The sequence below is a fragment of the Fictibacillus sp. b24 genome, assembly GCF_030348825.1.
Classification (GTDB): domain Bacteria; phylum Bacillota; class Bacilli; order Bacillales; family Fictibacillaceae; genus Fictibacillus.
This window is the reverse complement of the sequence record NZ_JAUCES010000005.1, coordinates 3,660,431-3,686,943: the sequence shown is the minus strand read 5'-3', so window position 1 is coordinate 3,686,943 and position 26,513 is coordinate 3,660,431. Positions and strand designations below refer to the sequence as shown.

The following is a 26,513-nucleotide window of genomic DNA, read 5'->3' as shown; positions in this document are numbered from 1 at the left end:
TGAAAAAAGACAGGATACTATGATCCCATCTTTTACAAACCACCGTTGCCTCCAGAATGATGATTTTGCTGTGAAGAGTTCCAGGCAACTGCATTATTGATTTTATTGTTACCGCTCAAATGCTGCTCTGCTACATAATGCTGGTTATATCTTTTGTAACGCTGTTTTGTTCTCCAATGTACAATAGCGGTTAGAAGGAGAACAGCTCCGAGAGGTACAAAAATATACAGCCAAATCATAAACAATACTCCAACTAAAATGTAAAGTACTGTAGTAAGCGTATGAACGAATCAGTTAGATATGCTTATAAAGCAGTAAATCGTCTACAAACTGACCATTTAAATGAAATTCTCCAACAAGTCGTCCTTGCTCTAAATAGCCGCATTTTTTGTAAAAGCGTATTGCCTTTTCATTCGTTGATAAAACCCGTAGTGACAGCTTTGTTTTACCATTATCTTTTGCTGATTTTTCAACAGCCAGCATAAGCTCTGTTCCGATGTTCTGGCCATGAAAATCGGGATGAACAGCAAGCGCCACGTCTGCTACATGCAGATTGGACGGGATGGGGAATACATCTTTGTAAAAGATATAGCCGCACACTCTTCCGCTGCAGCGTGCAACAATTTGACTGCCCGCAGGAAACTGCCGTCCGTAATCCTGTGGAGAATCCCATCGGATATTAGGAGCAGGTGTGGTCTGTTCATTCCAAACAAGATGATCGATTTCGACCAGGCCTTCATAATCATCTGGGGTTGATAGTGAAATTTCTAACGTGAGTTTTTCCATCGTACACTCTCCTCTAGATAGAAAGTTCCCTATTGAGATGAGAAATTCCTTTAAGGGGTCTGTCCCGGGTCTGTCCCGGGGACAGACCCGGGACAGACCCCCTACAATTTAGACACAATTTTAACACATACTGGCATATTCCTTCTTTGCAATTTCAGACACGTATTACTATAATATAAGAGGAATCGGCAGAAGCAGTCCAAGTACGGGCTGTTTTTTGTGGTTATACAGGAGATAGATTTAGGTTAAAACGTTATAGAGAAGTCACATAATGAAGGTGAAAGATATGAAACGAGCAAGACTGATATATAATCCAAGTTCCGGAAGAGAAACAGTTAAGAAACAGCTTCCATATATACTCGACAGACTAGAAAATGCAGGCTATGAAACATCTTGTCATGCAACAACACCAGAAGATGGATGCGCTACACGTGCGGCGCGCTCAGCAGGGGAAAGAGGTTTTGACCTCGTTATTGCAGCTGGTGGAGACGGCACAATCTATGAAGTGGTAAACGGACTTGCAGGTCTTGAACAACGTCCGATGCTTGGAATTATTCCAGCAGGTACAACAAATGACTTCGCGCGTGCAGTAGGCGTTCCACGTACCATTGAAGGCGCATGTGACGTTCTTTGCGGAGGAGTCCATATGCCGGTAGATATCGGTAAAGTAAATGAGAAGTTCTTCATTAACATCGCGGGTGGCGGACGTATTACAGAGCTTACCTATGAAGTTCCTAGCAAGCTTAAAACGATGATTGGTCAACTGGCTTATTTCTTAAAAGGGATTGAGATGCTTCCATCAATTCGTCCTACATATGTAGAGATTGAGTTTGATGATAAAGAGAAATATGAAGGTGAGATCATGCTTTTCTTAGTAGCAAACACAAATTCTGTTGGGGGCTTTGAAAAGCTTGCACCATCATCTGAATTCCATGACGGTCTTTTTGATGTTATCATTTTAAAGAAAACAAACTTGGCCGAGTTTGTCCGAATTGCATCCCTTGCGATAAGAGGCGAGCACATTCACGATGACCACGTGATTTATAAAAAAGCGAAGCGTGTTAAAGTAACGCCTCGCGAAAAGATGCAGATCAACTTAGATGGAGAATTAGGCGGCATCTTGCCTGGTGAGTTTGAAAACTTGCACCATCACTTTGAATTATTAGTTCCTAAAGATCGAATCAAACCAGAATAAATGCAAACGAGATCGAACACCTAAGGCAATGAAAAGCTGAAGGTGTTCTTTTTTTATGGGGGGAATACAGGTGAAGAACAGTACAAACGTTACGAAATATAAGGTGCTTGCACCACTTTATGACATGTTAATGGGTAACCGCTTATTTCGAAAAGCACGTCAGCAAGCTTTTTCAGAAATTCGTATAAATAGAGGAGACTCGCTTCTTTTAGTAGGGGTTGGTACAGGAGAGGATTTTGCTTTCCTTCCACACCATGCTTCAATAACCGGTATCGATCTTTCTCCTGATATGTTAAGAATAGCCGAAACGAAAAAGGGGCAACTGGACATAAATCTTCTGCAAATGAATGCAGAAACGATGGATTTCTCTACCCAAAAGTTTAATGTTATCGTCTTAAACTTAATCTTAAGTGTTGTTGAGCATCCTGAAAAAGTACTAGAGAAAAGCTTGAAGTATTTAGAGCATGGAGGAACACTTTTAATATTTGATAAATTCGTAGAATCCAATAAAAAGCCAAACTTGCTAAGAAGGGGATTAAACATAGTTACATCAGCGATCGGTACCGACATTAATCGCGATTTTAATGCAATAAAAAATGGCCTGCCTATTGAAATACATAAACAGTATCAAACGGTATATGGGCTGTATACAATCATAGTGGCACGTGAAAAGTATACAACTAACGATATATCAGAATAGTCCTTTAACAGTACCTTGGATTTATCCCTTTGCAGGATTGTCTTATCCTTTATTATGTTAGAAAATTAAAACAATTCATAATTTAGGAAGCGGAGGGGTTTGGGTCATGAAAAAATTTCTATCAATGTGTTTAACGGTGATGCTTGCCGCTGCATTTTTTTTACCGCAGCAAAATGCTAAAGCCGCTGCTGGCTTAGAGGTAGATCAAGAGCTTACTAAGGTACTTGGCGATCTTACATCTAATGCGCTCGTCGAAGCGGTTGTTTCGTACGATACGCTTCCAAGTTCGAGTGATGTATTAGCGTTAAAAAATCTTGGGCTTGAAACAAAAACGTTCAGCAAACTGCCGATGGTTGCTGTTAAAGGGACGAAGCTGGAGTTAACTTCTCTTTTATCAAGCAGCTTAAATGCGAAATCGGTCTACTACAACAAAGATTTAAACTTCTTAATGAAAGACAGCCGAAAGTTAATTGGGGCAGAACGTGTATGGGAAGAGTTAGGATACACAGGTAAAGGAACAACAGTTGCTGTCATTGACAGCGGTATTGATGCAACTCAGGCTGATCTCCCTTTTGGTGAAGAAAAAGTTATTCAAAATGTAAAGTTTCTAGCAGGAGATTTGTTCTCAAATGAGCCATTGTATCTTGAAAATGTTCAAAATACAGATACTTCGTCAGGCCATGGTACACATGTTGCTGGTACCATTGCAGGACTCGGAACAGCGAGTGAAGGTTTATACAAAGGTATTGCACCAGATGCAAAGCTCGTTGGCCTTAGTACAGGAGAAGGAATCAATATCTTCTGGGCACTTGAAGCATTCAACTATGTGCTAGAAAATCATGAGAAATACGGAATTAATGTTATATCAAACAGCTGGGGAACAACAGGCGACTACTCAGAGAACGATCCGATCAATGTTGCAAGTAAAGCGGCGCATGACGCTGGAATGGTCGTAACGTTTGCGGCAGGTAATGAAGGACCGGACGATAACACATTAAATCCATACTCAGCAGCACCTTGGGTTATATCAGTTGCTGCAGGTACGAAAGATAAGCAGCTAGCAGACTTTTCATCCCGCGGGGTAGAAGGTGATAATTTGCTTCACCCGGATATTACAGCACCAGGAGTGGACATCGTTTCAACAAAATCAAAAACTGGCGTGGTTATGAACGCACTTGGTTCAGTAACAGATGCAGAATATATTGCGCCGGAACACCTTGCAAATTACACAACTGCAAGCGGTACAAGCATGGCTACCCCTCACATTTCGGGTGTTGCAGCACTAATGCTTGAAGCGAACTCGAACTTAACACCGGATCAAGTTCTACAAATATTAGAATCAACAGCTGATCCGATGGCAGGATATAAGCTTCATGAAGTTGGAGCAGGATACGTGAACGCGTATGAAGCGGTAAAGGCAGCAGGTAACTAAATAGATACTAAGAACAAGAACAGGCCTACTACCTAGGTCTGTTCTTTTTACATATTGCCATTTGGTGTCCACTAACAGTTATGCTACAATCAGTAAAGCATAAGTGACAAAAAGGGACGATGACAATGACAAAGGCTGATTTGCCTGTTCATAAAAATGAGAGTTATGAAGTAGATATTGTAGATTTAACCCATGAGGGAGCGGGAGTAGCTCGTGTAAATGGGTTTACTTTGTTTGTGCCAAATACACTACCTGGAGAGCGAGCGAAGATTAAGGTTGTTGGGGTGAAAAAAGGATTTGGTTTTGGACGTTTAGAAGAATTGATTGAAGAAAGCACCGAACGTGTTGAACCGCCTTGCCCAATCTATAAATGGTGTGGAGGCTGTCAGCTGCAGCACTTATCATACGATGGCCAGTTAGAATACAAACGCAAGCAAGTAGAAGATGTGCTCACAAGAATCGGAAAACTGGAGGGAGTACCCGTGCTGCCAACACTTGGCATGGGCGACGAACCTTGGCGCTATCGCAACAAAGCGCAAGTACCTGTTGGTGAACGTAACGGACGAATCATTACAGGGTTTTACCAAAAGCGAAGCCATGAGATTGTAGAGATGGATAGCTGCATCATTACAGGTGATACGAACGATGATGCCGTTCAAGCTGTAAAAGAAATCGTAAACAAGTACAGTATAACTGCGTATGACGAAGAAAAACATAAAGGCATCTTGCGTCATATTATCGCTCGATACGGTAAAACGACAGGCGATTTGATGATTGTACTTGTAACAAACGGAAAAGATATGCCACAGCGTAAAAAGATTATTGAAGATATTCGTGAAGCACTGCCAGAGATAAAATCAATCGTGCAGAACGTCAACTCAAAACGCACGAACGTGATTTTTGGTGAAGAAACAAGAGTACTCTGGGGGGCGGAGTACATCTATGACTTTATTGGTGACATCAAGTTCGCCATATCAGCGCGCTCGTTTTATCAGATTAATCCTGATCAAACGAAAGTGCTTTACGATCAAGCGTTACAATACGCTGAGCTGAATGGAGACGAAACAGTCATTGATGCGTATTGCGGAATTGGAACGATCTCACTTTTCCTCGCTCAGCAAGCAAAGAAAGTGTATGGTGTTGAAATCGTTCCGGAAGCGATAGAAGATGCGCGACGCAATGCCGAGCTGAACAACATTACAAACGCTGAGTTTGCCGTTGGAAAATCAGAAGACGTAATTCCTGAGTGGAAGAAACAAGGTATCACGCCAGATGTAATCGTCGTCGATCCACCGCGAAAAGGCTGTGATGAGGAGCTATTAAAAACCATCATTGAAATGAAGCCAAAGCGTGTTGTGTATGTGAGCTGCAACCCTGCAACACTGGCACGTGATCTGCGCATTTTAGAAGATGGCGGATTCAAAACGCAGAAAGTTCAGCCGGTTGATATGTTTCCGCAGACGACACATGTGGAAGCAGTTGCGCTGCTCGAGTTAGAATAACCCGCTTTTTCATATTGAAAATCCGAATGCGGAGGTTTGTTATATGGATGCAAATAAAAAATGGCTCTCTATTCCCAAAGATATTAGAAGCCAGCTTATAAAAAATGTATTCTGTGCAAATTGTATGGATGAAGTTACTATCGTTGGTTTTACAATTGAAGATGATAAACATGGAATTGTCTTAAATGGAAAGTGTCAGCAGTGTGGGCATCAAGTGACAAGATTTATTGAATCTGAGTAGTGATAATAAAAGTGAGTGAGCCTTCATGAGGGGGCTCACTTCATTTTTTTATTTTAAGTTTATTATATGTATCCTTAGTGGTGGCCTGTGGATACTCACGAAGTAAGTGTGTCTCCAGTTAGGTTTGAATGAAATCTGCCATTGTGGCGCAAGTTGTGTTGTGATAGTAACACAATAGTTTAAGAAGAAGTAGGTCACCGATAAGGGAGGAACCTACTTCTATTTCTTTTGTTGGAGTTCTTCTTCCTTCGATTCATCAAATGATGTGAGATTTTTTCTGAGGGGTTGTTCAATTTACTGAGAATGTAAGTGGTGACGAGAAAAGTAACTTAGAAGGGAGGATACCGAATTTTAACAGTTGGCCAGTTATTGTTTTTCAAAAGGCGATATGCTAGAATCATGCTTGGGAATGATAATTATTATCAATAAGAGTTTTTTAGAATTTTTTAAAATGTAATAATAATCGTGTCTCGATGTAAATTTGATGTACTGGTTGAAAGTTGCCCATTTTAACTTCTGCAAGCCAGACTCTATGACTACTTAAGAAGACAAGCTAAAGTTAGTATTTTTGACAGTAAAACCATAATCTCCGAAGAGACTGGAAGATTGTTAGATATATAGAAATTGTTTCTTCCCAAAATGCAGAGTCAGTCATTATGGAAAGGGTGTAAATGATGAGAAACATCGAAAAATATAGAAATGCTTTTATTAATGTGTTGGAACTAGAGGAAGATGAAGTAGTTGAGAATTTAGAATTAGCAGAATCAGCAGAATGGGATTCAATTGCCCATATGGGGCTAATTTGTGAGATTGAGGATGTATTTGATGTCTCATTAGACTCAGAATGGATGACTGAATTCAATTCTTACCAGTCGGGAATTGAGCTATTGGAACGTTTGGGAGTGGACTTTATTAATGAATAGCTTCAAAAAAATGGAGCAGTTTGGAAACCGCACCGCTGTATATGCTGACCGAGAATATTCTTACTCTGAAATGGTAGAAATATCTGATGCAATCTGCGGTGATGTGGGTGAAAGAACGCTCGTTTTTTGTTTGTGTTCAAATAATAAAGAGTCTTTATTTGGCTACGTGGGCTTTATTAGAGGTGGCGTTGTGCCCGTGCTTTTGGATGCATCCATTCATATGGATCGGTTACGCAGACTGATTCACCTTTATAAGCCTGCATACATCTGGGCGAGTAGTGAGAATCAAGACCTTTTAAAGACTATGGATTCTTCATTTGTATATGGAGATTACACATTATTTAAATGTCCAGCCTATTTCCAACATGATCTTTATGAACATCTTGCCCTCCTCTTAACGACCTCTGGAAGTACGGGGAGCCCCAAATTTGTTCGTTTAAGCTATGAAAATATTTTTGAAAACGCTGAATCAATAGCAAAGTACCTTGATATCAATGAAAGCGATAAACCGATCACTACACTACCAATGAATTACTCCTACGGGCTTTCTATTATTAACAGTCATTTCATATGTGGAGCCACCGTCGTTGTAACGGGGGCATCTATCATGAGTAAGGAGTTTTGGAATTTATGTAAGGAACAGCAAGTCACAACTTTTGGTGGAGTTCCTTTTGTGTATGAGATGCTTGACAGGCTGAAATTTGAAGAACTTAATCTTCCAAGTTTAAAAAAACTAACTCAGGCTGGTGGGAAATTGAGCGAAACTCTATCCCGCAAATTTGCTAATGTGTGCAATCAGAAGGGGATCCAGTTTATTACAATGTACGGTCAAACTGAGGCGACAGCGCGGATGACCTATTTACCATTTGAAAAGAATTATGAAAAAGCCGGAAGTATTGGTATCGCTATTCCAGGTGGAGAGCTGATGCTTCAAGATGACAAGGGAAACAAAATTACAGCACCTCATTTGATAGGCGAATTGATATACAGAGGGCCGAATGTTTCCTTAGGGTATGCTGAGTCATTATTCGATCTTTCGAAAAAAGATGAGAATAACGGTGTTTTGCATACAGGGGATATGGCTTACTTTGATGAGGATGGGTATTTCTTTATATCGGGACGCATCAAAAGAATGATTAAAGTGTATGGAAACCGTATCAGCCTTGATGATGTAGAAGCGTTTTTACATGAGCATGGCCACAATTGTATCTGTGCTGGAACGGATGACCAAATGTATATCTACACATTAAGAGAAGATTATGTTCAGATAAAAAAAATAGTCAAAGAAAAATTAAGCTTAAAGGGTTTTAAGATTATGAGAATTGAGGAAATTCCACGTAATCATTTCGGAAAAATTCTCTATTCAAACCTTCCTAAACTTGGCTAATTTATAGTCGGTAATCTCTAAGACCGACCAACATCTGTTCAACGCGTTGCAATGCCACTTGTGCATGATTTCTAGTTCGATTTAACAGAAAAATTATATGTTGATTTATTATCAGGTGATTGGATGACTTTTATATCAATTGAGTTTCTTCTATTTCTCGCAATAACCGTTTTGTTGAATTATTTAATCCCCCATCGATTGAGATGGGTTCTTTTATTGGTTGCAAGTTATGTTTTTTACGCTAGTTTAAGTATTCAATTTATACTTTTACTCTTAATTAGCACAGCTTTTACTTATTTTACTGGAATCTTCATTGAAAAACAGGAGACAAAAAAACAGAAGAAAAAAGCCATGGTCGTTGGTATTTCTGTATTGTTGTTTTTTCTTGGTTGGTTTAAATATTTAAATTTTGTGAATGAATCGCTTCGGTCGATGGCAACTTTCATGGGTTGGAATTATTCGATACCCTACCAAGAGATTGTTCTGCCATTAGCCATTTCATTTTATACATTTCAGGCTGTAAGTTATCTTGTGGATATTTTCTATGGAAAGCAAAAAGCTGAAAGACATTACGGGTATTTTTCGGTCTATTTTGCATTTTTTCCACAACTGGTTGCAGGGCCGATTGAACGTGCCAAAAAATTAATTCCACAATTGAAAGTCGAACAGCGTTTAAACTATGAAAATTTAGTCTATGGAATGAAAAGAATTGCATGGGGTTTCTTTAAAAAGACATTAATTGCAGATCGACTAGCTCCAATTGTTTCAAGTGTTTACGATAGTCCTAACCCGTCTGGTTCAGAAATCGTACTAGCTACTATATTATTCTCGATACAGTTATACGCTGATTTTTCAGCCTGCAGTGACATTGCCATCGGTAGTGCAAGAATGCTGGGAATCAATTTAACTGAAAACTTTAAGCAGCCGCACTTTGCCGTTTCGATTTCAGATTTTTGGAGCAGATGGCATATAACGCTCTCCACATGGCTTAGGGATTATATTTTTTTCCCGTTATGTAAGAGGAAAAAGAAGAGAAGTGAAATTTATTTTGCCATTGTGATTACGTTTTTAGTAAGCGGCATATGGCACGGAGCCGCTTGGACTTTTGTATTATGGGGTCTCATTCATGGGTTTTATCGTGTGTTTGGAGATGCAACAAAATCTTATCGTGAAAGTATGGCTTCGTTTATTCGATTGGATAGAAGCCCAGTGCTCCATAGGTGGTTGAAAATTACAATAACCTTCCTGCTCGTTTGCTTTTCCAGAGTTTTTTTTCGATCGGATACCGTAGCTCAAGCATTTGATCATGCAAAACTTTTCTTAAGCATCAGCTCTTGGAGCCCGGTGGGTATGATTAAAGCTTTTGAGATTTTTCCGTTATTTGATCTGCTACTTTTCATTTTTTTCTTTATTATTCTACAACTGTTTCAATATATAGAAAGAAATAATGGTTCGACATGGGAATTTCTATCAAAGCGCTCCACATTTACTAGGTTGGCATTTTATATTTTTCTTATTTTTTCAGTTCTTGTATTAGGTGTTACAGGTGATGGATTTGTTTATGGTGGATTTTGATACAAATACAACTTCCATGTGTAGTTTAGGTGAAGATTTGATAAAAGAAACACGGTGTTGAAAGGATTTGCTATGGTACGATTATTCATCAAGTTAACAATTATCATCGGTGTTGTTATCCTGCTTTTTATGCCTATCAATCAATTTGTTAAGGATTCATATGATTACAATATTGACCATGAAATACTGGCATTTAAGAAACAACCACATCCCGTTGATATCATCAATCTAGGTGCATCTCATTCGATGTATGGTTATTATTTTAAGCCTACTGGTTTGTCCCATCTGGACTTAGCACTACCTTCTCAGACCATTCAATACGACTCTAAATTGTTGAAAGAGTATGGTGAGCATCTTAAACCTGGTGGTGTCGTTCTCGTTTCCATCTCTCAAATGACTTTCGCCAATTCTGAGGCTAAGAACATTGGGAACTATTATAGGGTTTTGGATCGAAGTGATATTGAACCATATAATATGATTGATTATTACACTTACTCGTACTTACCTGGGACAAATACTGGGAGTCTTAGCTCTGCAATCACGGGTAAATTAAAAGACTTAAGATGGAATTCTCATCAACCTTGGTCAAATAATGGTAAAGATTATTCGGGAAGAAAGTATGAAAAAATAGAAGAACAGTACCGGGAAGCAATAGAAAACAATAACATTGAACCAAATGTAAAGCAGTTAAGAGAAATTGTAGATTATTGCAGCAAGAAAGGCTACAAAGTAGTATTGACCATTGAGCCAGTACATCAGTCTTACCTTGAATATTTCGATGAAAAAGTAATGAATAGACTTGTTTTTCAACATTTAGAAGCTCTTAATTTAGAGGTTCCATTATTAAATTATATGAGTGATCCAAGGTTCGTAGACAAAAAAGAATATTTTATAGATTCCGATCATTTAAACAGAGAGGGAAGAAAAAAGTATTCTTGGATCGTGTACGAGGAACTGAAGAGAATGGGTTATTTATCATAACCACTGAGAAGCTTTTAGCGTAATGCATTAACTCGTCGTGGGTTGGCGTCAACAATGATTTGTTTATTCAAAACTATCCTAAGAGCCTTATTCCATGTGATGAGGCTTTTTTGGTGCTTTAACAATTTTCCATAAATTATACATGTACAGTGATTGATATTGAGTTAACAATCATGATATAAGTGTAAAAGAATATTTATTTAACCGGGATTTTGAAATTGCACTATAGTGAGAGGAATTGAGTTTGAAATGATAGATAATTTTTGGCGGGATTTACCGCGTCCATTTTTTGTACTTGCACCAATGGAAGATGTGACAGATGTTGTTTTTCGTCATGTCGTAAGTAAAGCTGGCCGGCCAGATGTGTTTTTCACAGAGTTTACAAACTCCGATAGCTATTGTCATCCTGAAGGGTTGAAAAGTGTCCGTGGTCGTTTGACATTTACCGAAGATGAACAGCCGATGGTGGCACATATTTGGGGCGATAATCCAGAATACTTCCGCCAAATGAGCATTGGTATGAAAGAGATGGGATTTAAAGGCATTGATATAAATATGGGTTGCCCTGTACCGAACGTTGCTTCAAGAGGAAAAGGGAGCGGGCTTATTCTGCGTCCGGAAGTAGCGGCAGAACTGATTCAGGCGGCAAAAGCAGGCGGATTGCCTGTTAGCGTGAAAACACGACTTGGTTTTAAAGAGATCAATGAGTGGGAAGCGTGGCTTACGCATATTTTAGAGCAGGATATTGCTAACCTTTCTATCCATTTACGTACAAGAGAGGAAATGAGTCTTGTAGATGCTCATTGGGAGCTTATTCCTAAAATCAAAAAGTTACGTGACCGAATTGCACCGGATACACTGTTAACCATTAATGGAGACATTCCAGATCGGCAAGTCGGGCTGGAGCTTGCTGAAAAATACGGTATTGATGGCGTAATGATCGGGCGTGGAATCTTTAAAAATCCTTTTGCTTTTGAAAAAGAGCCAAGAGAGCATAGCAGCAAGGAATATCTAGATCTTTTAAGACTTCAGCTTGACCTTCAGGATCAATATGCGGAAGAAGTCCCGCGTTCCATCACAGGGCTTCATCGCTTTTTCAAAATCTATGTAAAAGGATTCCCTGGAGCTGCTGAATTGAGAAATCAGTTGATGAACACGAAATCAACAGATGAAGTGAGAGCGTTGCTTGATAACTTAGATCATTGATAACTACTAAAGAATATAGAGAATACAGTGTAAAACAGTATGTAACTTCACGAGTTACATACTGTTTTTTATTTTTTTCTTCAAGTCTAGAGTCTGAGGCCATGAAAGGTGACTAAAACGTATAGGAATAGAGGGAAGACGATACCCCCTGCAGAATAGAATATGCAATATTGTTAAAGCAAGGAGGGTTACGTTATGAAATTACTGCTCACATCTGCAGGCGTGAATAACAAAACCATACATGACGCGTTGATTGATATGCTCGACAAGCCGATTGCTGACTGCAACGCCCTGTGTATACCTACCGCAATGTACGGACACCCCTGGGTGGGACCTGGCGTGAAAACCTGGGAATTCATCAGCGGTAAAGAAGAAAATCCTATGGTTAATCTAGGCTGGAAGTCCGTAGGTATACTGGAGCTCACAGCGCTGCCAAGCATTGACAAAGATCGCTGGGTGCCGCTGGTACAGGATACGGACGTTCTGTTGGTTTCAGGAGGAGATGCTCTCTATTTGTACCACTGGATGCAACAGTCCGGCCTTGCAGAGCTCTTGCCGTCACTTCGCTCAGTATATGTGGGAATGAGCGCAGGAAGCATGGTGATGGCACCTCAAATTGGAGAATTCTTCATTGGCTGGACTCCATCAGGAGGTGAGGATAAAACACTCGGGTTTGTCGATTTTGCAATGTTTCCACACCTCAATAACAAGATGCTGCCTGGGAACACCATGGCAGCCGCAGAGCGATGGGCAGCCGAGATGCAGGGGCCAGCGTATGCCATTGATGATGAAACTGCCATTAAAGTGATCGATGGAGCGGTCGAAGTTGTATCCGAAGGGCATTGGAAACTGTTTACGCCTTGATTTAACTTTAGCGCTAGTATTTTAGATTAACCTTGAATGTGCCGAGAAAAAATCACGTAAAATTTCTAGTTTTTTGGGATTTAGTGATGGTTGCAAAGTTAGTTCTAAAGTAATGTAGCTCATAATTCACACTTATTAAAACTAAAATCAGAATAAAGATTCGAGATCAGAAGAAGGAGAAAGCTGGATAAAAACCTGCTAACTCCTTCTTTTTAATGGGTTAAAGGCTAATGAAAGTTTTCTATTATAAATTACTAAGCAGTGATTTTCCATTTTTTATTTGGTAGATTCTACCTACACAACCCTAATATAATCGGCGACAATTATATTTTCGTAAAATTAAGATAATTCTTATTGTTCATTCGAAACTTTTTCTTCTCATCTATAATGAAAACTATCCAATTAATAGGAGGTATTACATAGTGAAGAAAAAGCTTTTAGCACCTGTACTTTTGTCGTCAGCGCTGTTGGTAGGCTCAATTCCCGTAAACGTCCTTGCACAACCTATTAACTCTAGTGAAGTTAATGTACAAGCTTCTAAGGCGTGGAATAAAAAAGCGAGTGTTCCTTTTTTTGTGAAGGAGCTTTCTGCGGAAAAGTTCTCTTCTAGCAGTTCTTCTAATGCCTTAAATTATTTGAAGAAAAATCAAGATAAGATCGGGATCATCAATCCTGACAAAAATTTAAAAGTGAAAAGTGTACAAAAAGATGAACTGGGTATGACTCATGTCCGCTTTAATCAGGAAATTAATGGAATTCCTGTAGAAGGATCTGAAGTCATTGCCCATTTTAATAAGAACGATGAAGTAGTATCTGTGAACGGAAGAACAAATCAGACTCTTGCAATTGAGGCAGTGGATACAACTGCTTCTATCAGCAGGGAAGCAGCACTTCAAGCAGCATTATCGTCTGTTAACGCTCCAAGAGAACTGACATATGACCCAACTTCTGAGCTTGTTGTCTACCCTTTTGAAAAGAAAAATCATACCGCGTATAAAGTGAATGTTAACTTCATGGGTGATGAGCCAGGAAACTGGTTTGTGTTTGTTGATGCTAAGTCTGGGAAAGTAATTGATAAGTATAATGGCTTGATGCATGTGGATGAAAATAAAACACAAACAGGCTCTGGAAAAGGTGTACATGGAGAGCACAGAAAATTACATATCACCCGAGTGAAGGAACCGAATTCAGGAACAAAGTTTGCTTTAGCAGACTACTCACATGAGAATCTTGAAGGAATCTTCACTTATGATGCTACAGCTGATTGGGATTCCAGCAATGACGCACTATATACAGGGAATTCTGCGTCCTTCATTAGCGACTATGATCGTGCTGCAGTTGATGCTCATTATAATTCTGAGAAGGTTTATGAGTATTATCTAAACGAACATGGCCGTAATTCTCTAGATGGAGAAGGAATGGCAATTAATTCTTATGTACACATGGGTGTCGATTACAATAATGCATTCTGGAATGGGCGTTATATGGCCTATGGAGATGGCGACGGTGAGTTTTTCATTCCATTATCAGCAGGTCTTGACGTTGCGGCCCATGAAATGACTCATGGTGTGATTTCCCATACTGCGAATTTGGCTTACCGTAATCAATCTGGAGCACTTAACGAATCATTCGCTGACGTTTTTGGTGCACTTGTTGACGACAGTGATTGGGAAATGGGCGAGGACATTATGGCGCCAGCTGCAAAAGCGGATGGTGTAACAAGACTGCGCAGCTTAAGTGATCCAAACAGTGTTGTCGTAAGTAATCCGCAAAGAGCAGCTTACGGAAGCGGAGTTTATCCAGCTCATATGGATGAATATTATAACATGCCGCTTAATGTAGATAATGGCGGTGTTCATGTTAACTCTTCTATTACAAACCACGCTGCATACTTGATTGGCCAAGAGCTTGGAAGGGAAAAGTTAGGTAAGATCTATTATCGTGCTTTATCTGTTTATTTAACTTCAAATTCTAATTTTAGCGACGCTCGCCAGGCTCTCGTTCAGTCAGCTAACGATCTTTATGGTGAAGGAAGTGCCGAAGAGACTGCTGTTAATGCAGGATTTGATGCGGTGGGAATTTACTAAAAATATTTAAAATCCGAATTTTTTATCACATATGCACCTCAAGAGAACTTCTTGAGGTGTTTTAATAATATTCAAATAATTACAACTTTTATAAATAAATTGTAATCTATCGAAATACCCACTATAATACTATTTATTAGGAAGACAGTTGTCTTTTTCAGGTGGAATATATTAGGCGTGCATTTATTTATTGTCCCTTGTAAAAGACTTTAGTTTATCGCAGGTTTTTGAGATTAAACAGCTTTACAATTCTAACTAGATTGGTGATGACATCTATGAAACGTATACTGAAAAAGTGGAATCAGATAAGTCTTGTTAAACAGATCATTATAGGATTGATTGTTGGTATTATCCTAGCTGTAACGATTCCGCAAGCAGCAAAACCTGTTGTTATTTTTGGCTCATTATTTGTAGGTGCTCTAAAAGCCATTGCACCTGTGCTTGTATTATTTTTGGTCATGTCGGCTATCGCTCAGCATAAGGCGGGCCATCAGACGAACATGAAAGCAATTATTTTATTTTATCTTTTAGGAACATTTCTAGCTGGATTAACAGCTGTTCTTGCAAGTTTTATTTTCCCTGTAGGTCTGACACTTGGTAAGGGCGCAGAAGGTGTAACCCCTCCAGGTGGTGTTGTCGAAGTACTCAAAACGTTGTTGTTGAACGTTGTTGATAATCCATTCAACGCTTTAGTTAACGCAAATTATATTGGCATATTAGCATGGGCAGTACTATTAGGACTTGCCTTAAGAAGTGCTCAGGAAACGACAAAGACAATGATCGCTAATGTTTCTGATGCTATCTCTAAAATTGTTACTTGGGTCATTAAGTTTGCACCACTAGGTATCTTAGGATTGGTGTTTGAATCCATTACTGCAAACGGAATAGATTCTTTATTGAGTTATGGTAAATTGCTAGGACTTTTAATTGGTTGTATGGTATTTGTTGCGTTGGTTGTGAACCCACTTATTGTTTTTGCAGCAATAAGAAAAAATCCTTATCCTCTTGTTTTCAAATGTTTGAAAGAAAGCGGAATAACAGCATTCTTCACACGCAGCTCAGCTTCTAATATTCCTGTAAACATGAAGTTATGCGAGAAGCTTGGTTTGGACAAAGATAATTACTCAGTATCGATTCCATTAGGAGCGACGATTAATATGGCAGGTGCTGCGGTTACGATATCTGTTTTAACCCTGGCAGCGGTTCATACACTAAACATTCAGGTTGATCTTGGAACTGCTATTCTTCTAAGTGTCCTATCCGCTGTATGTGCTTGTGGCGCTTCTGGGGTTGCTGGCGGATCGCTGTTATTGATTCCTCTTGCGTGTAGTTTGTTCGGTATCCCGGGTGATGTTGCGATGCAAGTAGTTGGTGTTGGTTTTATCATTGGTGTTTTACAAGATTCTTTTGAAACAGCACTAAATTCATCAACAGATGTACTGTTTACAGCAGCAGCCGAGTACAAAGAGTGGCGTAAAGAAGGAAAAGAGATTAACATTCAAAAAGCAGCATAATAGATAGATGGCACCTGAAACGTTGTTTATGCGTTTATGGTGCCTTTTTTGTTTGCGTAATTTTCTTGTTTTAAAGGAATTATGACGATTTGTATGGAATAACATGAGTGGATTTATTTTTAAAAATCAGGAGGTTACTCATGGGAAGATTAGTTCATTTCGAAATCCATGTGGATGATATGGAGCGGGCAATGAAGTTTTATGGAGAGGTGTTCGGCTGGTCGTTTCAAGATTGGAGTGAATATGCCGGAATGCCTTACTACGGTGCAGTGACAGGTGATGATAAAGAAATGGGAATTAACGGAGCTTTGATGAAAAGGCAGGGCCCGCCGCCTGAACCGAATCAAGCTTTAAACGGATTTTCTTGTACGATGGGTGTTGCAAGTTACGACGAAACGGAAACGAAAATTCTGGAGCAAGGCGGAAAAGTTGCGATGCCGAAGTACGCGCTCCCAGGAATGGCGTGGCAAGGATACTACATAGATACAGAAGGCAACATTTTCGGCATTCATCAGCCTGATGAGAATGCGAAATAATGGAAAAACAGACAGCACCTTTAAATACGGGTGCTGTTTTTTCTTGTTTGTCAGAGATCATGCTAAATCATGGTAGTAGTGAGTGATTGCTGTCAGACACTTGAAAACATGCTAACGAGAAATTATTGGGATTAACGTGAAATTATCGAAATTAATGTGAAATTATTGAAATTAACGTGAATATAATTCATTTACCGTGAATATATTTTTGCACGTTTTCCCCGAACACACATTTACATAAAAATGTCCTTCTCAGGAGCACTTCCACAGATCATCTTCTTTATTTCCTGAAATAATACCCAAAGTGCCTCCCCTAGTTTAAAAAAGTACAGATAATGTTAAAAGAGTGCTAATGATAGCGCTTTCAAACCCTCTTTTTCCGTAGCTATAATTAACTTGTAAGTATTTAAAAGAGGGGGAACGAAATATGAAGAAAAGTAAATTAGTATCTCTAATGCTAGCGGTAATCATGCTTATGCTTGTTGCAGCTGGCTGCAGTGACAGCAATAGCAAAGTAAGCGTTGGTATCGTATTGCCTACAAAAGATGAGCCGAGATGGGTTCAGGATGAACAGCGCTTTAAAGATGCGCTTAAAGGTACAGAATATACGACTGAAATTCTGTTCAGCCAAGGGTCTTCTGCCAAGGAAAAAGAAAACGTTGAAACGTTGATCAACAAAGGCATCGATGTACTTATTATCTGTCCTCAAGATGGCGATGCTGCAGCAGCTGCAGTAGAAGCTGCGAAGAAGGATGACATTACGGTTATCTCTTATGACCGCCTTATTACAAATACAGATGCAGTTGATTATTATGTAACATTCGACAGCCTTGCAGTAGGTGCAGCGCAAGGGCAGTACTTAATCGATAATGCAAAAGGTTCTAACACACCGCTTTACCTTTATGCTGGGGCTGCTTCTGATAACAACGCATTTCTGTTCTTCGAAGGCGCTTGGAAAGTTCTTCAGCCTAAGATTGCTGATGGCACATTCAAAATCGCTAACTCTAGTGAAGCTGAGGCTTTAAAAGACAAAGCTGAACTTTCTCGCGATGAGCTAAGTAAGATCATCGGTCAGGTTACAACGAACTGGGATGCAAACGAAGCAAAAAACAAAGCACAAACTCACTTGACTGCGGCTAAAGCAGACATGAAGGGCGATGTTGCCATCCTTGCTCCAAACGATGGAACAGCACGTTCAATCGCTGATGTGTTTGGATCTGACAGCGCGGTTTCTAGCTACCTCGTAACTGGACAGGATGCAGAGAAAGCTTCTATTCAATACGTGATTGATGGTAAACAATCTATGACTGTGTTCAAGGATGTTCGTACACTTGTAAAGGATGCAATGGGAATGGCTGTTGATATCCTTGATGATAAGAAGCCTGAAACAACTGGTTCTTATGACAATGGAAATGTAGAAGTTAAAGCAAAGCAAACAAACGTTATCGTTGTTAACAAAGAGAACGTGAAGAAGGAACTTATCGATTCTGATTACTACAAAGCTGACGATTTTACAGGGCTTGAATAAGAAAATAGAAGGACGAAGAATAGTGATAGATCCTGCGTCTATCACTATTTTTCACAATTAAGTCAACGGTTTGGCTAATGGAGGGATCATGATGAGCGGATATATTTTGGAGATGAACGAGATCTCCAAATCGTTTACAGGAGTGAAAGCGCTCAGTAATGTAAATTTTAAAGTGAGAAAAGGTGAGATACACTGCTTGATCGGAGAAAATGGAGCAGGGAAATCAACGCTGATGAAGGTGCTTAGCGGTGTATATCCTTATGGAACGTATGAAGGAGACATCGTGTTTGAAGGAAGTGTTCAGCAGTTCAATAAGATCAGTGATAGTGTTCAGACCGGCATCGTCATCATCTATCAAGAGCTTGCTTTATTTCCCGATCTCACGGTTTATGAAAATATTTTTGTAGGCAACGAGGTTAAGCGTGGAAACCTAGTCGACTGGAACCAGACGATCGCAGAGGCAAAGAAAATGCTGAAGCGGGTGGGGCTCGATGTTAATCCTGAAACACTCGTGAAGGACTTGAGTGTAGGAAAGCAGCAGTTGGTCGAAATTGCTAAAGCATTAAGCAAAGATGTTAAGCTGCTTATTTTGGATGAACCGACTGCCGCGCTGAATGAGGATGACAGCGAGAATCTCTTAAAACTTCTAGGTGAACTGAAAAAACAGGGCATTACGAGTATTATGATTTCTCACAAGCTGAAAGAAGTTATATCTATTGCGGATCAGGCGACGGTCCTGCGTGATGGGAAAACGATCTGTACACTGGATGCTTCTAATGGAGAAATCTCAGAAAACATGATTATCAAAAACATGGTCGGGCGCGATATTGATGATATTTATCCGAAGAGACCAGATAAGAAGATCGGTGAAACGATACTCGAGCTTAACAATTGGTCCGCTTATAGTACCGAGCTTGGCAGACATGTCTTAAAGGATATCGACTTTCATGTAAAAAAGGGAGAAATCGTCGGGATCGCTGGGCTTATGGGCTCTGGACGAACAGAGCTTGCACTGAGTGTGTTTGGCAATCCGAAAAATTACAAATTAGAAGGTCAGCTAAAAGTATCAGGTGTGGAAAAAACGTTCAAACATACGAGTGATGCGATTAAGTCTGGTATTGCTTATGTTACAGAAGATCGAAAAGGTGACGGGCTGTTTCTTATTCAGGATATTAAGAACAACATTACAGCTGCAAACCTCAACGAAGTCGCTGATAAGGGAATCATTAACGAGAATGAAGAGGTAAAAAGAGCAACGGAATACAAACGATCGATGTATATTAAGGCATCTTCTTTAGAGCAGACGGTTGGTAACTTGAGTGGAGGAAATCAGCAGAAAGTATCACTAGGAAAGTGGCTGTTTGTTGGGCCAAAGCTGTTGATTTTGGATGAGCCGACACGAGGTATCGATGTAGGCGCCAAATTTGAGATCTATACCATAATGAATAAATTAATCAGCGAGGGTATGAGTATTATCATGATTTCTTCTGAACTGGGTGAAGTGCTGGGAATGAGTGATCGTGTTTATGTTATGGCGGAAGGAAGAATGAAAGGTGAGCTGCCGATTGAAGAAGCCAATCAAGAAAACATTATGCAGCTTGCTACGCAATAGGGGGTTAACACATGGAATTTATCAATGAAGCAAGATCGTTAGTGAAAGAGAATATCCGTGATTATGGGATGTATATTGCCTTGTTTGTAATTATGCTTACTTTCTCCATCATGACGGATGGGCTGTTTATGTCTTCTCGTAATATTAGTAATCTATTAGATTCCACGGGTTACATTGCTGTACTAGCAGTGGGAATGACGCTTGTCATCGTTATCCGTCATATTGATTTATCTGTTGGGTTTGCAGCTGGATTTCTAGGTGCAATCGCCGCTATTCTTTTAACAAAGATGGGGCTGCCTGTTTATGTGACCATTCCAGTAATCCTTGTGTTTGGAATCTTTATCGGTCTGTTTAATGGTTTACTGATTGCAAAATACGCCATTCCTTCGTTCGTAGCTACACTTGCAGGTATGCTTATTTTCCGCGGTGCGCTATTGCAAGTAACAGAGAAAACGGGGACGATCATTATTAAAGACGATGCGTTTAACGCAATCGGAAACGGATTTATTCCTTCTCTTATGATTGTAAATGGCCTGCATCTCTTATCTCTTATTCTAGGTTTACTATCAATCTTATTCTATATTTACAGCGAGATCTCTACGCGCCGTAACAAGATTAAATATCAGTTTGATGTTGTTTCCAAAGGGATTTTTACTTTCAAACTAGTCTTTGTTTCAGCAATCATTGCTTATGTTACTTGGATTTTAGCGGGTTATAACGGGTTCTCCTGGACGGTTGTCATCATGCTGCTTGTCGTTGTGGTGTATCATTTTTTAACAACGAAAACGGTGTTGGGACGTCACATTTACGCGGTCGGAAGCAACCCGGAAGCTGCGCACTTAAGTGGAATTAACGTTAATAAAATCACTTATATGGTATTTGGTTCTATGGGTATGCTTGCTGCGCTCTCAGGTATTCTCTTTACATCACGACTTCAGTCGGCTACGACAACAGCAGGAACTCTTTTTGAGCTTGATGCCATCGCAGCGGCTTATGTTGGTGGTGTATCTTCTGCAGGTGGCGTAGGGAAAGTAACAGGTGCCATCATTGGTGCCATTGTTATGGCTTCTTTATCAAGCGGTATGAACCTTCTTGGAGTTGGGGTTTCTATGCAGTACATGATTAGAGGCGGCGTGTTGGTCGCAGCCGTACTTTTTGATGTGATGACACGTAAAAAGAGAGGATAGCCAAAATCGCAACAAATTTTGGGAAGAAAGTGGAGACATCATGCTAGAAGATGTCTTCACTTTTTTAACGCTTAAACACCTATCATATACCTATAATTGGTAAATGAATGAGCATTCTCATCAAGTTCATTATGATAAAATAAGATTAGTAAATTATCGGAAAAAAAGGGGATACTTCACTTGCGCAAAGCTGGATTAATCTTTCTGAGTCTTATATGTATCTTCCTAAGTTATTTAACGTTTACAACGGCACAAAAAGCGTTTCAGTCTGATTGGAAACTGCCTGCTGCCTCATCTCAGAAAGAGGACCGTTTTCGTATTGTACTCATCACTCAAGAACTGGAAACACCGTTTTGGGATAAGGTTGGAAAAGGTGCTGCACAACAAGCTGAAAAGGACGGAGCTAGCCTTGAAGTATGGGGAAGCTACGGCAAGAACGAGGATGATTTTCTGAAAAAGCTGGAGATTGCCATTCAGTCGAAAGTGGACGGCATTATCGTACAAGGTCTGGATACCGATAGATTTAAAGAATTGACCAAAGTTAAAGCCGCGTTTTATGGCATTCCTATCATTACGGTTGCGAATGACGTACCAAAGGCAGAAAGTTTCAGAAAAACGTACGTTGGCTCGGATCAGCACTTGGCTGGAAGAATGATTGCGAAGCTCATGCTATCAGACATGGGACAGGAAGGAAATCTCATCTTATTAAGTGATAGCCAACAAGAGTATTATCAGGAGCAAAGGCTTACAGGCATTAAAGAGGTGCTTCAAAGCTTTCCTAATGTAAAAACGGTATATGCAGAAACACCTGAGGCGAGAGAGCAAGTCATCGCAAAAACAAGAGATCTGTTGAATCAGTACCCGGATGCGGACAGTTTTATTGCCGTGAACGCTAATATTGCTGGAGCTATGATTCAAGAGATCGGCAGACGCGGACAGGTAGAGCCCTATTTTATTTATTCTTTTGATGATGGATCTGAATCGATCACACTGCTTAACCAAAAAAAGTTGGATGGTGTGATTGAGCAGTCACCAGAGATGATGGGGAAAAAAAGCGTAGATGTTTTAATGCAATGGTTGGAGAATGAGACGGTTCCTCTTGATGCGGATGGGTATTTAAGCGAAATTCGAATGATAAAGGCGATGGATGAGAAATGAACAGAATTCAGAAGAAAATATGGATGCTCGCATCAGTCGTTCTGATCATCATGGCCGTAATTTGGATAGCGCTTACCTACTATAATCAAAAAACGCAAAATCAATACAATGATATTTTACAGCGATATTTGAGCATGAATTCAGTGACGAGCAGCAGTCAACAAATGGTCACCGATCTTAATAACTTCTTGCTTGAACCGTCTGAAGATAATTTGGATAACCTTAATCATAGCAAAGAAAAACTTAACGAGGCAAAAATGGAAATTGGGAAACTAAGAAATTCAGAAAACGAATTTGCTCTCATAAACTACATGAACCTTGTTGACAGTTTGATTGAAACTACAGACCGTTCGCTTATGTTCTATGCTGAGTCCGACACCGAGACCTCAAACAAAGAGTTCACAGAAGCAACGCGTCTCTCAAAGTACATATCAGAAATGACGCTTACGTTAATTGACACAGAGCTGAAGACTTACGAGCGATTTTACAGAGGAATTATTGATCAATCTGCTGAATTTAAGAAGCTGGGAATTTGGCTTATGCTTCTCATAACACTTCTGTTGCTGGTGATTACATATTGGTTTAGTTTAAGTATCACGAGACCGGTGCAGCAGCTGACTCTTGCGGCGAATGAGCTGTCTGCAGGACGATTTGACAAAGAGATCAAGGTTGAGTCAAACGATGAAATCTCATTTCTTGCTCAAACCTTTAACCGAATGCGGATCAATATAAATAACCTATTTCAGGAAATACAGCAGAAGGCGCAGCTTGAGCATGAACTGCAGCAAAGCAAGCTTCTGTTGCAGGAGAGCCAGCTTAAGAATCTTCAAAGTCAGATCAATCCTCACTTTTTATTTAACACGCTAAATACGCTCTCGAAGAAGGCTTATTTGGAAGGATCAGAAGAAACAAGTGACTTGCTTGTAAGTGTGGCCGGTCTCTTAAGATACAACTTAAAATGGCTAGATAAATCCGTTACGCTTCAGGATGAAGTCATGGTGATTCAGCAATACATGAACATCCAAAAAGCAAGGTTTACTGACCGGCTCACATTGCACCTCGATATTGATCAATCATGTTTAGACGTTCAGATTCCAGGCCTGACTCTGCAGCCTATTATTGAAAACGCTGTGATCTATGCGGTTGAGCCAAGAGAAGATGGCGGGCAGGTCTGGCTTCGAATCAAAGATGATGATGACATGGTGATCATTGAAGTGGAGGACGATGGACCTGGCATTCCTGAGAATATAAGAATACAGATTTTAAAGGGTGAGCTTGTCGAGACGAATAGTACTTCAACAGGAATAGGGTTTACCAATGTTGTGAAGAGGCTTCAACTTTTTTATGGGATGGAAAACCTGATGGATATTCAAAGTGAGATGGGTGCAGGTACGAATGTGTTAATAAGAATTCCAAAAACGAGGGGGATTGAACAGCATGCTCAAACTCTTGATCGTTGATGACGAGCAGATTGAACGGGAAGGGCTGCAGGTCATTCTGCAAAAGGCGTTTCCTGATATCGAGATTCATCAAGCGAAAAATGGAAAAATCGCTGTGCAAGCAGCAGCTGAATTAAATCCTGACTTAGTAATGATGGACATTCAGATGCCAGGAATGAACGGTCTTGAAGCCATTCAGCAGATTACATCTACTAATCCTTTCATTAAGTTTGTGATGATTACGGCTTTTGATATGTTTGATTATGCTCGCCAGGCAATCAAGCTAGGTGTGAAGGATTACTTATTGAAGCCGAGCAGAGTGAGCGAGATTGAGGAGACGGTCGGAAAGGTGTTGAAGGAGATCACTGAAGAGCGCAGATCTCTTGAAGTTTTAGAAAAAACGCTGCCGCTTGTCGAAACGGATGTCGTAACTCAGCTTTTGTTCGATCATGTACATGAAGTGCACTTGGATATGCTCGTTGATATGCTCGACATTTCTTCAACCGATGAACCGTTTGTAATGAGTATTCTGCTTCCAAAAGGCGGGGAAAACCTTTATTCGTTGGTCAAAGAAAAGGTTAGGAAATCAACGAGTGGGTGGGTTGGTGCATTGTATGGCCGACAGCTACCCATAATCGTTTTTCGAAAACCAGGCTGTTCTTTCCGTTCACAAGCGATTTCCCTTGCAAAAGATATTCTCTCTCTGAAAAAAGTAAGTTCAGGCGAGGTATGGTTCATAGGAATTGGAAACGTGTGTCATTCTTTAAATCAAGTTCGCCAGTCTTACCAGGAATCTTTAATTGCCACAATGGATACCTCACTGCCTGTGAAATACCGATTTTATCATGATGTTCCAGTGCTTGAGAGTACAGAAGACAAACATCAATCCAAACAGCGTGAAAAACAGTTTTTCGATGAGATCCGATTAGGAAAGTGGGATGAGGTTCATAAGAATGTGATGGATTTAATTCAACGTTGCTCGAATGAAGGAGCAGATTTGCTCCAAACGCAACAGCGTGTCCTTGAATTATTTTGGGTAGCGGCAAGAGTGATGAGCGAAATGGGAGTGGAAACTGAAACACCTCTTTTTTCCTATCAATCTCAGGACTACCGTCAACTTCGGTCCGAATCAGAGCATCTCTTAAAACAAGTGAGAACTTCGTACGAAGAACATTATGAACAGCTTGAGGCGGATACGATTCATCAGATCAAACAATATATTGTAAAACACTCACATGAAGATATATCTCTTGAGGCATTAGGAAGAAAAGTGGGCTTAAGTCCAATTTATATCAGCAAGATGTTCAAAGAAAAGCTAGGGATCAACTATATTGATTTTCTGACAGAATGCCGAATTGAAAAGGCAAAGAAATTGATGGCAGATCCAGAAAAAAGCTTAAAAGAAATTACGTTTGAGGTTGGGTATCACGAACCAAATTATTTTAGCAAGGTGTTCAAAAAAATGGTTGCGCTTTCACCTACAGAATATCGCAGGGCTGTTCTTGGCAGAAAAGGATGAAGGCACGTAAAAAGGAGCATCATCAATGGGTAGAATCGTAAATCGTGTAAGCCTCATCCTATTGTTCATAGTATTGATTTGCGCAGGTTTAGCCTGCGAAAAAGACAGTACGAGTAATGGCACACTTGGAAAAGCGATCCCTTCTAAAACTGAAAAGATAAACAGCAAATCAATGATAGAAGAAAAAATTAAGATTGGCTTTTCTATGGATACACTATTGGAAGAACGCTGGCTTAAGGACAAAGATCTCTTTAAAAAAGCCGTAGAGAATCTTGGGGCAGAAGTAGAAATTTTAGCAGCGAATGGGGATGATTCCGTGCAGATTGCTCAAGCTGAAACACTCATTCAAAATGGAGTCGATCTGCTTGTTGTCGTTCCTCATAATGCTGAAGCAATGGCGGCGATCGTCAAAAAAGCCCATTCAGCTGGAATTAAAGTGATGGCTTACGACCGCCTTGTCAAAAATGCTGACCTCGACATGTACGTATCTTTTGACAACGAAAAGGTAGGAGAGCTTCAAGCAAGAGCGATAACAAAGCTAGTTCCGAATGGAAAGTACGTGTATATAGGCGGGGCCGAAACGGATAATAATGCTCATCTATTCAAAAAAGGAGTATTTCGAGTCTTACAGCCGTTAATTGATAAAGGAGTTATTACGGTTGTATACGATCAGTGGTCCAAAGATTGGACACCTGCTAATGCCTTTAAAAATATGGAGTCTGCACTGAAAGCTAATGGAAATGAGATCAATGCCGTAATTGCGGCGAACGATGCCACAGCCGGCGGTGTCATACAAGCGCTTGAAGCACAAGGGCTTGCAGGGAAAATTCCCGTAGCTGGACAAGATGCGGAGCTTGCGGGAGTGCAGAGAATCGTTACAGGTACTCAAGTAATGACGGTTTATAAACCCATTCAGGCATTATCAGAAAAAGCTGCAGAATTGGCCGTTGAAATGGCAAAAGGGATACCTATCAAAACAGAGCGAAAGATAAATAACGGAAAAATTGAGGTCCCATCTGTTTTGCTGTCTCCGATCGCCGTCGATAAAGGAAATCTTGACGAGACGATCATCGCGGACGGATTTCATTCTAGAGATGATGTATATGAGAGCCAGGATAAATAATCCTTGTTGCAGCTGTTG

Annotated in this window: 23 protein-coding genes; 21 read left to right on the top strand and 2 right to left on the bottom strand. The window is 40.1% G+C overall.

The annotated features are described in order from the left end of the window. Window positions 1–32: 32 nt before the first annotated feature. Window positions 33–239, bottom strand: a complete 207-nt coding sequence (locus QUF49_RS19360) for a hypothetical protein (RefSeq protein WP_289497322.1) — start codon at window positions 237–239, stop codon at window positions 33–35. A gap of 55 nt (window positions 240–294) precedes the next feature. Then, complete coding sequence (locus QUF49_RS19355; protein WP_289497321.1) at window positions 295–786, bottom strand: GNAT family N-acetyltransferase; 492 nt, start codon at window positions 784–786, stop codon at window positions 295–297. Window positions 787–1,072: 286 nt separating this feature from the next. Between QUF49_RS19355 and QUF49_RS19350 the strand changes: the two genes are divergently transcribed. The 21 genes from QUF49_RS19350 (at window position 1,073) to xylF (ending at window position 26,495) form a co-directional block, all read left to right on the top strand. Beyond that, window positions 1,073–1,981, top strand: coding sequence for a diacylglycerol kinase (locus QUF49_RS19350; protein ID WP_289497320.1), 909 nt, complete (start codon window positions 1,073–1,075; stop codon window positions 1,979–1,981). A gap of 70 nt (window positions 1,982–2,051) precedes the next feature. Next, on the top strand, window positions 2,052–2,681 hold the full coding sequence (locus QUF49_RS19345; RefSeq protein ID WP_289497319.1) for a class I SAM-dependent methyltransferase: 630 nt from the start codon (window positions 2,052–2,054) through the stop codon (window positions 2,679–2,681). Window positions 2,682–2,787: 106 nt separating this feature from the next. Next, a complete protein-coding gene (locus tag QUF49_RS19340) occupies window positions 2,788–4,113 on the top strand; it encodes a S8 family serine peptidase (protein ID WP_289497318.1) in 1,326 nt (441 codons plus the stop codon). 125 nt (window positions 4,114–4,238) lie between these two features. Then, window positions 4,239–5,615, top strand: a complete 1,377-nt coding sequence (rlmD, locus tag QUF49_RS19335; protein WP_289497317.1) for a 23S rRNA (uracil(1939)-C(5))-methyltransferase RlmD — start codon at window positions 4,239–4,241, stop codon at window positions 5,613–5,615. Window positions 5,616–5,658: 43 nt separating this feature from the next. Beyond that, on the top strand, window positions 5,659–5,856 hold the full coding sequence (locus tag QUF49_RS19330; RefSeq protein WP_289497315.1) for a hypothetical protein: 198 nt from the start codon (window positions 5,659–5,661) through the stop codon (window positions 5,854–5,856). Window positions 5,857–6,530: 674 nt separating this feature from the next. After that, window positions 6,531–6,779 carry an acyl carrier protein gene (locus QUF49_RS19325; RefSeq protein ID WP_289497314.1) on the top strand — a complete coding sequence of 83 codons (249 nt, stop codon included), beginning with the start codon at window positions 6,531–6,533 and terminating at the stop codon, window positions 6,777–6,779. Continuing rightward, window positions 6,772–8,166: an AMP-binding protein gene (locus QUF49_RS19320; RefSeq protein WP_289497313.1), complete on the top strand. Its 1,395-nt coding sequence runs from the start codon at window positions 6,772–6,774 to the stop codon at window positions 8,164–8,166. Before QUF49_RS19325 ends, QUF49_RS19320 begins: the two co-directional genes overlap by 8 nt. A gap of 123 nt (window positions 8,167–8,289) precedes the next feature. Then, window positions 8,290–9,741 carry an MBOAT family O-acyltransferase gene (locus QUF49_RS19315; protein WP_289497312.1) on the top strand — a complete coding sequence of 484 codons (1,452 nt, stop codon included), beginning with the start codon at window positions 8,290–8,292 and terminating at the stop codon, window positions 9,739–9,741. Window positions 9,742–9,813: 72 nt separating this feature from the next. Further along, complete coding sequence (locus QUF49_RS19310; protein ID WP_289497311.1) at window positions 9,814–10,722, top strand: hypothetical protein; 909 nt, start codon at window positions 9,814–9,816, stop codon at window positions 10,720–10,722. A 249-nt stretch (window positions 10,723–10,971) separates the two neighbouring features. Further along, window positions 10,972–11,928: a tRNA dihydrouridine synthase gene (locus tag QUF49_RS19305; protein WP_289497310.1), complete on the top strand. Its 957-nt coding sequence runs from the start codon at window positions 10,972–10,974 to the stop codon at window positions 11,926–11,928. 195 nt (window positions 11,929–12,123) lie between these two features. After that, window positions 12,124–12,792, top strand: coding sequence for a Type 1 glutamine amidotransferase-like domain-containing protein (locus QUF49_RS19300; protein ID WP_289497309.1), 669 nt, complete (start codon window positions 12,124–12,126; stop codon window positions 12,790–12,792). 422 nt (window positions 12,793–13,214) lie between these two features. Next, on the top strand, window positions 13,215–14,879 hold the full coding sequence (locus tag QUF49_RS19295) for a M4 family metallopeptidase (RefSeq protein WP_289497308.1): 1,665 nt from the start codon (window positions 13,215–13,217) through the stop codon (window positions 14,877–14,879). Window positions 14,880–15,154: 275 nt separating this feature from the next. Beyond that, window positions 15,155–16,393, top strand: coding sequence for a serine/threonine transporter SstT (sstT, locus tag QUF49_RS19290; RefSeq protein ID WP_289497307.1), 1,239 nt, complete (start codon window positions 15,155–15,157; stop codon window positions 16,391–16,393). A 140-nt stretch (window positions 16,394–16,533) separates the two neighbouring features. After that, window positions 16,534–16,929, top strand: coding sequence for a VOC family protein (locus QUF49_RS19285; protein ID WP_289497306.1), 396 nt, complete (start codon window positions 16,534–16,536; stop codon window positions 16,927–16,929). Window positions 16,930–17,356: 427 nt separating this feature from the next. Next, a complete protein-coding gene (locus QUF49_RS19280; RefSeq protein ID WP_289497305.1) occupies window positions 17,357–18,457 on the top strand; it encodes a sugar ABC transporter substrate-binding protein in 1,101 nt (366 codons plus the stop codon). Window positions 18,458–18,548: 91 nt separating this feature from the next. Beyond that, window positions 18,549–20,069 carry a sugar ABC transporter ATP-binding protein gene (locus tag QUF49_RS19275; protein WP_289497304.1) on the top strand — a complete coding sequence of 507 codons (1,521 nt, stop codon included), beginning with the start codon at window positions 18,549–18,551 and terminating at the stop codon, window positions 20,067–20,069. An 11-nt stretch (window positions 20,070–20,080) separates the two neighbouring features. Next, window positions 20,081–21,256, top strand: a complete 1,176-nt coding sequence (locus tag QUF49_RS19270) for a sugar ABC transporter permease (protein WP_289497303.1) — start codon at window positions 20,081–20,083, stop codon at window positions 21,254–21,256. A 180-nt stretch (window positions 21,257–21,436) separates the two neighbouring features. Then, entirely contained in the window at window positions 21,437–22,414 is a 978-nt protein-coding gene (locus QUF49_RS19265; RefSeq protein WP_289497302.1) for a sugar ABC transporter substrate-binding protein, read from the top strand. Next, a complete protein-coding gene (locus tag QUF49_RS19260) occupies window positions 22,411–23,874 on the top strand; it encodes a sensor histidine kinase (protein WP_289497301.1) in 1,464 nt (487 codons plus the stop codon). Before QUF49_RS19265 ends, QUF49_RS19260 begins: the two co-directional genes overlap by 4 nt. Further along, window positions 23,852–25,372, top strand: coding sequence for a response regulator (locus QUF49_RS19255; protein WP_289497300.1), 1,521 nt, complete (start codon window positions 23,852–23,854; stop codon window positions 25,370–25,372). Before QUF49_RS19260 ends, QUF49_RS19255 begins: the two co-directional genes overlap by 23 nt. Window positions 25,373–25,397: 25 nt before the next feature. Beyond that, window positions 25,398–26,495, top strand: a complete 1,098-nt coding sequence (gene xylF, locus QUF49_RS19250) for a D-xylose ABC transporter substrate-binding protein (protein ID WP_289497299.1) — start codon at window positions 25,398–25,400, stop codon at window positions 26,493–26,495. Window positions 26,496–26,513 lie beyond the last annotated feature (18 nt).